Consider the following 7,237-nt stretch of genomic DNA (forward strand, 5'->3'; position numbering starts at 1 on the left):
TGCCATATCGGCTCGCAACTCACCCAGGTCACGCCCTTCGTCGATGCCGTAGTGCGGGTACTCGCGCTGCTGGACCGCCTGACCGGACGTGGTATCGCCGTCCGGCACCTCGACCTCGGCGGCGGGCTCGGCATCCGCTACCGCGATGAGCAGCCGCCCACGCCACGCGACTATCTGGCGCCCATCCTGGCGGCCATCGGTGACCGGGATGTGGAGATCCTGCTCGAGCCCGGTCGCGCCATCGTCGGCAATGCCGGCGTACTGCTCACCCGGGTCGAGTACCTGAAGCACACCGGCCACAAGGATTTCGCCATCATCGATGCGGCCATGAACGATCTGCTGCGACCCGCGCTGTACGACGCCTGGCACGCAATCGTCCCGGTGCGGCCGCGCACCGACCGGGCGCCGCGCACCTACGACCTGGTCGGCCCGGTGTGTGAGACGGGCGATTTTCTCGGCAAGGACCGTGCGCTCGCACTGGCACCCGACGACCTGCTCGCGGTGCGCTCCGCCGGCGCCTATGGCTTCTCCATGAGTTCGAACTACAACTCCCGCCCACGCGCCGCCGAAGTGATGGTCGACGGCAACCAGGCCCACACCGTGCGCGAGCGCGAGACACTGGACGACCTGTGGCGCGGCGAGCATTTGCTGCCTTGAGGCCGATGGTTTGAACCGCCAAGACGCGAAGGACGCCAAGATGTTTTGAACCGCCAAGGCGCCAAGACGCCAAGAATTATTGAGCGTATTTGCTGTGTGCGAATCGCCCACGCTTGGTGGCGCTTGCTGCAGCAACGCGTTATCCAGCACAAACCCCAAGACAGCTTTTCTTGGCGTCTTGGCGCCTTGGCGGTTCCCAATATTTTGGTTTCCTTGGCGTCTTGGCGGTTCAAAAAGTCTTGGCGTCCTTCGCGTCTTGGCGGTTCACCACACCGAGCGTACAGTGTCCCGCGAGATGGACCGCATCCCCGAACCCGAGTTGATGGACGATCCCGCGCAGGCGCTCGCTTATGCGCGCGCGGATTTCGAGCAGCCCCACAATGAGTTCATTGTGCAGTTCCGCCAGCGCTTTCCGGACTGGCCGGGCCGTGGCTGCGTGCTGGATCTCGGCTGCGGCCCCGGCGACATCTGCCGGCGCTTCGCGCAGGCCTTTCCCGCGGTTCACGTGCATGGTGTCGACGGCGCCGCGGCCATGCTCGCCATCGGCCGCGACGACCTGCACGCGGCACGACTCACCGACCGCGTGCAGCTGCACCGAGGCTATCTCCCCGGCGCGGTGCTGCCGCGTGAACGCTATGACGCCGTGCTCTCCAACAGCCTGCTGCATCATCTCGATGCCCCGCAGGCGTTGTGGCAAGCGATCCTGCAGCATGCCGCCCCGGGCGCGCCGGTGTTCGTCATGGACCTGCGCCGGCCGGACAGCCGCGCGCGTGCGGCCGAGTTGGTGGAGCGCTATGCCGACGGCGAACCCGCGCTGCTACGCACGGATTTCCATAACTCCCTGCTGGCGGCCTACCGCACGGAAGAGATCGAGGCGCAACTGCGTGTCGCCGGGCTCGACTGGCTGCAGGTGCAGGCGCTCGGCGACCGGCATCTGCTCGTGTCCGGGCAACGCCCCGAATAAACCCCTGGAAGGACGGCGGAGCGGCACGCATCCCCGCGACGCCAGCGCCGGGCACAGCCCCGACCGGGGCGGACACCCTGTGCTACGCTGTCCGCTCATCCAAAAAGCCTTGTGGCCACGGGAGTGAAGGCGCAACCGCGGCGTCGGCCGGGGACACGCCGGCCCCGGTCACCCCACACACGGAGCTTGAGATGCCCCGACCCCCATGGCATCGGACAAAAATCGTCTGCACGCTGGGCCCGGCGACTGATCGGGCGGGCGTGTTGGAGCGCCTGATCGGCGCCGGGATGGACGTCGCCCGCTTCAATATGTCGCACGGCGACCACGCTGAACACGCCCGCCGGATTCAGCAGGTGCGCCACCTGGCGCGGCAGATGGGGCAGTTCGTAGCGGTCCTGGTGGACCTGCCGGGACCGAAGTTCCGGTTGGGGGATCTGCCCGACGGCGCCCGCGAACTGCGCTTGGGCGCGGACGTGGTGCTGGCGCTCGAGGCCGATCTCCCCGACGCATTGCCGGTGCGGCAGCCGCGGTTGCTGCAGGCACTGCGCGTGGGCGAGTCGGTCTATCTCGCCGACGGTGCGATCAAGCTCGAGGTAAAGACCGTCGGTACCGACTGGGTCGCCTGCCAGGTGATCGTCAGTGGGACGGTCACCTCGGGCTCGGGCATCAACGTGCCCGACTCCAGGCTCGCCGCGCTCGTCCCGACGGACGACGACCGCCGGCACCTGGGCTTTGCGCTGGCGCAACAGGCGGACTGGCTGGGCGTATCGTTTGTCCAGTCCGCCGATGACCTGATCCGCGTCCGGGCACTGCTCCCACCCGGCCGACAGCCCCTGCTGATGGCCAAGATCGAAAAACGCCAGGCCCTGGCGGAACTCGACGCGATTGTGGAGACAGCCGATGGCGTGATGGTGGCCCGCGGGGATCTGGGGGTCGAGACCGATCTGGCGGAGATCCCCCTGGTTCAGAAGCGCATCATCGCGACGGCCAATGCCCGGGCACGCCCGGTGATCACCGCCACCCAGATGCTCGAATCCATGGTCATGCAGGAACAGCCGACGCGGGCGGAAGTGACGGATGTCGCCAATGCCATGCTCGACGGAACGGACGGTGTGATGCTGTCCGCCGAGACTGCCATCGGGCGGTTCCCGGTAGCCGCTGTCGAAATCCTGCAGCGGGTGCTGACGGCCACAGAAACCGAATATGCCGCACAGTTAGCAACCGATCGACTGCACGCGTCGGGTTCGGCGGGAAACCCCATGAGCCTGGTCGCGTGCCAGCTGGCCGCGCGTCTCGACGCCAAGGCCATCATCGCCCCGGTCAGTGACATGGCAACCGCGCTGGAGATTCCCCGCTTCCGACCCAAGGCGCCGCTGGTGGTGGTGGCCGACTCCGAGGATATGTGCCGTCGCCTGGCGATGGTCTGGGGTACATCGCCCCTGCTGGCGGTGGCGGGCCTTGAACCGCAGTCGTGCCTCGGCCTGGCCGGCGACTGGCTGCGCGCACAGCGGCTGGCGCAGCCCGGCGATCCCGTTGTCGTGTTGTCCACCTCGGACGCATCGCAGGGTGAGGCCGACACCCTGCAGGTGATGCGCCTGCCGGAGGACACGTCGCCGGGATGATGGCTTCTGAAAACCACAGCCACCTGCCGCGTCCGGACGATGACGAACAGCCACTCCAGGAATACCCGGGGATCAGTACATTCCGTATATTTCAGTGGTTACAATGAGCTTTGCCTGATTCAGCCCGATGCCACCATTCCACAACCCATCCAGTGATCGTATCCGTGCCCTGCTCGAGGCGACCAGGACCATCGCCGTCGTCGGCCTGTCGCCGCGGCCGAACCGGCCGAGCTTCGAGGTCGCCCAGGCGCTGCAGGGCTTCGGCTACCGCATCGTCCCGGTACGGCCGGCGGTCGACCGCGTACTGTGTGAACAGGCCTATCCGGATCTGTATGCGCTGCCCGGACCCGTCGATATCGTGAACGTGTTCCGCAATCCAAAAGAGATCGCCCCCATCGTCGACGCCTGCATCGAACTCGGGCTGGCGTGCCTGTGGCTGCAGGACGGTGTCATCAACGAGGCCGAGGCGTTGCGGGCGCAGGCCGCGGGCATCGAGGTAGTCATGGACCGCTGCATCTGCCGTGATTACATCGCCTTCCACAAGACCTGAGACATGCAGGCATTGCTCACCACCCACTTTGCCGTCCGGCGCCCTTGAGGCAGACTGCGGCTATGCGCCTCACGTTCACCAAGATGCACGGCCTGGGCAATGACTTCGTGGTCATCGACGCCGTACGTCAACAGGTCGCGCTTACCCCCGAACAGGTACGCCGGCTGGCCGACCGCCGGTATGGCGTGGGCTGCGACCAGATCCTCCTGGTGGAGCACCCGCAGAGTACGGATGCAGATTTCCGCTACCGCATCTTCAACGCCGACGGGGGCGAGGTGGGACAATGCGGCAACGGCGCGCGCTGCCTCGCGCGCTTCGTCGTCGAGGCGGGGCTGACGACCAAGAGACGCATCCCCGTTGAAACCGCCAGCGGCCACCTGGAGCTGGAGTTGCTGGATGACGGCCAGGTGCGGGTGGGCATGGGCGTGCCCCGGCTGGCCCCGGCGGAGATCCCCTTCGAGGCCGCCACCCAGGCCCCGCACTATGCGCTGGAGGTCGACGGCCGGGAGATCAGGATTGGCGCCGTGTCCGTGGGCAATCCGCATGCGGTGCTGTCGGTCGCGGATGTCGCCACGGCACCCGTAGCAACGCTCGGACCGCGCATCGAGCGCCATGCCCGTTTTCCGGAACGTGTCAACGTCGGCTTCATGCAGGTGCTCGCGCCCGACCATATCCGCCTGCGGGTGTTCGAACGCGGCGTCGGCGAGACCGCGGCCTGCGGCAGCGGTGCCTGCGCGGCGGCGGTGAGCGGCCAGGTACAGGGCCTCCTCGGCCCCGAGGTGCGGGTGAGCCTGACGGGCGGTGATCTTGTGATAAGCTGGGCCGGCCGCGGCGATCCCGTCTACATGACCGGCCCGGCGACCCGCGTCTTCGAAGGCCAGATCGAATTATGAATACACAGCGACCCTTGGATTCCGAGCCCGCTGCGAGCGAGGTCTCGGCCGAACAGGTGGAGCAGTATCTGCGCACGCACCTGGAGTTCTTCAACGAACACCCCGCGCTGCTCGCCGGCCTGCGCATCCCGCACGCGGCCGCACCGGCGGTTTCCCTGATCGAACGTCAGGTGGGCGTCCTGCGCGACCAGAACCAGCAATACAAGCGCAAGCTCATGGAACTGGTGCAGGTGGGCCGTGACAACGACAACCTGCACCGTAACCTGCACCGGCTGACACTGGCACTGATGCGCGCCGCCAGCCTCGGTGACGTGATCGAGCGCGTACACGGCCACCTGCGTGACGACTTCAAGGCCGACGTCGTGGCCCTGCGTCTGGCGCGCCTGCCCGCAGATTTCCAGACCGATACCGGCACCCTGCCACTGGATGCGAGCGATCCGACGCTGGCCACCTTTGCACCCTTCTTCCGGGCCGTGCGGCCGCTGTGCGGCGAGTTCAAGCCGGAGCAGCTGAGCTTCCTGTTCGGCACACAGGCCGAGGCCGTCGCTTCGGTCGCGCTGCTGCCCCTGGGGGCCGAGGCCGAGATCGGCATGCTGGCCATCGGCAGTCACGACGAACACCGCTTCCATCCGGCCATGGATACCCTGTTTCTGCGCTGCCTGGGCGAACTGGTGGCCTGCGCGCTGACCCCCTACCTGGATTCCGCGCCACCGGTATGATTCAACCCGGGCGCTTGAAAACCAAAGACCGCAACACGACGGCGCCGAACGTTTTCAGATCATGCATCCCACCGCCCTTGAAGACCTCGACCACTACCTGAAGCATCTGCGCCAGGAGCGGCGGCTGGCGGCGCACACCCACGCGGCCTATGCGCGCGACCTGCAGCAACTGGTGGCCTTCTGCGACCGCCAGGGGCACACCGACTGGGCCGCACTCGGCGCGCACGACCTGCGGGCCTACTCTGCGGCCTGCCACCGCCAGGGCCTGTCGGGCCGGAGCATCCAGCGGCGGCTGTCGGCCGCGCGGGGGTTATTCAACTACCTGATGCGCGAGGGTCGCACGGGCCACAACCCGGCCCACGATGTCCGCGCGCCCAAAACCGAACGCAAGCTGCCGGCGGTGCTGGATGTGGACCAGATGGCGCGCCTGCTGGATCTGCCGACGCAGGATGTGCTGGCCGTGCGTGACCTGGCCTGCATGGAGCTGCTGTACTCCTCCGGCCTGCGCCTGACCGAACTCACCGACCTGGACCGGTCGGACCTGGATCTTGCCGGCGGCCTGGTGACGGTCACCGGCAAGGGTCGCAAGACCCGGGTGCTGCCGGTGGGGCGGCGTGCACGGGAGGCCCTGACGCGCTGGCTCGGCGTCCGCAACGAGTTCGTACCGCCGGGGCGCGACGCGGCGGCACTGTTCGTCGGCCGCCGCGGCCGCCGGCTGTCGGGGCGCGCGGTGCAGCAGCGCCTGGACCTGTGGGCACGCCGTCAGGGCCTCGACGGGCGCGTCCATCCACACCGCCTGCGACACTCCTTCGCCAGCCATCTGCTGGAATCCAGCGGCGACCTGCGGGCCGTGCAGGAACTGCTCGGCCATGCCGACATCAGTACCACCCAAGTCTATACGCATCTGGATTTTCAACACCTTGCCGATGTCTACGACCGCGCGCACCCACGCGCCAAGCGGCGGCCGAAGTAGCTCCAACCCCCTTGCCGGCGTATAGGCCCGCAAGAAAGATCCGGGCCACGTAAGACAACCCTTCCGACCTGAACCCGTTGGGGGATTTCATGGCCGTAGCCGGGGTTTCCCGCCGCGCGCCGTCACGTCCTTCGCGGTACCGTTGCCTTCCCTCCCCCTACCCCCGGAAATCCCTGGAATTTCCAACTGCTACGCCGCACGGCGATGGTGTAGAATCGGACGCTTGTGCGTAACTTGGAGGATTCCGGTGGAACAGTTCGACGGCACGACGATCCTCTCTGTCCGCCGCGGCGACAGCGTGGTCATCGGTGGCGACGGCCAGGTCACGCTCGGCAATACTGTGCTCAAGGGCAATGCGCGCAAGGTGCGCCGGCTGTTCCAGGACCAGATCCTGGCGGGCTTCGCCGGCGGCACGGCGGACGCCTTCACCTTGTTCGAGCGCTTCGAGGCGAAGCTGGAGAAGCACCGTGGCAATCTCACCCGCGCCGCGGTGGAGCTGGCCAAGGACTGGCGTACCGACCGCATGCTGCGCCGCCTGGAGGCGCTGCTGGCAGTGGCCGACCGCAACACCTCGCTGATCCTCACCGGCAACGGCGACGTGGTGGAGCCCGAGCAAGGCATCATCGCCATCGGCTCCGGCGGGCCCTTCGCCCAGGCGGCCGCGCGCGCCCTGCTGGAGAACACCGAGCTGTCGGCGCGCGACATCGTCGAGCGCAGTCTGAATATCGCGGCCGACATCTGCATCTACACGAACCGGAATCTGACCATCGAGGAATTGAGTTGAGCGGGGGATTCGGGGATCGGGATTCGGGATTCAGTAACACCTCCCCATCCTGAATCCCGAATCCCGATCCCCGAA

The 7,237-nt window shown here is 67.2% G+C and carries 8 protein-coding genes; all 8 read left to right on the top strand.

The genetic code is table 11. The features are described from left to right. The coding region (locus tag K8I04_14380) for a diaminopimelate decarboxylase (GenBank protein ID MBZ0072901.1) at nt 1-657 on the top strand (657 nt) is incomplete at its 5' end. 295 nt (nt 658-952) lie between these two features. Next, nucleotides 953-1,621 carry a class I SAM-dependent methyltransferase gene (locus K8I04_14385; GenBank protein MBZ0072902.1) on the top strand — a complete coding sequence of 223 codons (669 nt, stop codon included), beginning with the start codon at nt 953-955 and terminating at the stop codon, nt 1,619-1,621. Nucleotides 1,622-1,812: 191 nt separating this feature from the next. After that, nucleotides 1,813-3,243 carry a pyruvate kinase gene (gene pyk, locus K8I04_14390; GenBank protein ID MBZ0072903.1) on the top strand — a complete coding sequence of 477 codons (1,431 nt, stop codon included), beginning with the start codon at nt 1,813-1,815 and terminating at the stop codon, nt 3,241-3,243. A 127-nt stretch (nt 3,244-3,370) separates the two neighbouring features. Further along, nucleotides 3,371-3,793 (top strand): CoA-binding protein, encoded by a 423-nt coding sequence (locus K8I04_14395; protein MBZ0072904.1) that lies wholly within the window; start codon nt 3,371-3,373, stop codon nt 3,791-3,793. A 62-nt stretch (nt 3,794-3,855) separates the two neighbouring features. Then, nucleotides 3,856-4,686, top strand: coding sequence for a diaminopimelate epimerase (gene dapF, locus K8I04_14400; protein MBZ0072905.1), 831 nt, complete (start codon nt 3,856-3,858; stop codon nt 4,684-4,686). Beyond that, nucleotides 4,683-5,405 (top strand): DUF484 family protein, encoded by a 723-nt coding sequence (locus K8I04_14405; protein MBZ0072906.1) that lies wholly within the window; start codon nt 4,683-4,685, stop codon nt 5,403-5,405. Before dapF ends, K8I04_14405 begins: the two co-directional genes overlap by 4 nt. 61 nt (nt 5,406-5,466) lie before the next feature. After that, entirely contained in the window at nt 5,467-6,378 is a 912-nt protein-coding gene (xerC, locus tag K8I04_14410; GenBank protein MBZ0072907.1) for a tyrosine recombinase XerC, read from the top strand. A gap of 247 nt (nt 6,379-6,625) precedes the next feature. Next, a complete protein-coding gene (hslV, locus tag K8I04_14415; GenBank protein ID MBZ0072908.1) occupies nt 6,626-7,162 on the top strand; it encodes an ATP-dependent protease subunit HslV in 537 nt (178 codons plus the stop codon). Nucleotides 7,163-7,237 lie beyond the last annotated feature (75 nt).

Source organism: Gammaproteobacteria bacterium (assembly GCA_019911805.1).
Lineage (GTDB): Bacteria > Pseudomonadota > Gammaproteobacteria > Thiohalobacterales > Thiohalobacteraceae > JAHJQQ01.

Bases quoted from the DNA above. Each gene is read 5' to 3' on its own strand.
- K8I04_14395 (MBZ0072904.1), top strand. From the start codon at position 3,371: ATGCCACCATTCCACAACCCATCCAGTGATCGTATCCGTGCCCTGCTC.
- K8I04_14385 (MBZ0072902.1), top strand. From the start codon at position 953: ATGGACCGCATCCCCGAACCCGAGTTGATGGACGATCCCGCGCAGGCG.
- dapF (MBZ0072905.1), top strand. From the start codon at position 3,856: ATGCGCCTCACGTTCACCAAGATGCACGGCCTGGGCAATGACTTCGTG.
- pyk (MBZ0072903.1), top strand. From the start codon at position 1,813: ATGCCCCGACCCCCATGGCATCGGACAAAAATCGTCTGCACGCTGGGC.
- xerC (MBZ0072907.1), top strand. From the start codon at position 5,467: ATGCATCCCACCGCCCTTGAAGACCTCGACCACTACCTGAAGCATCTG.
- K8I04_14405 (MBZ0072906.1), top strand. From the start codon at position 4,683: ATGAATACACAGCGACCCTTGGATTCCGAGCCCGCTGCGAGCGAGGTC.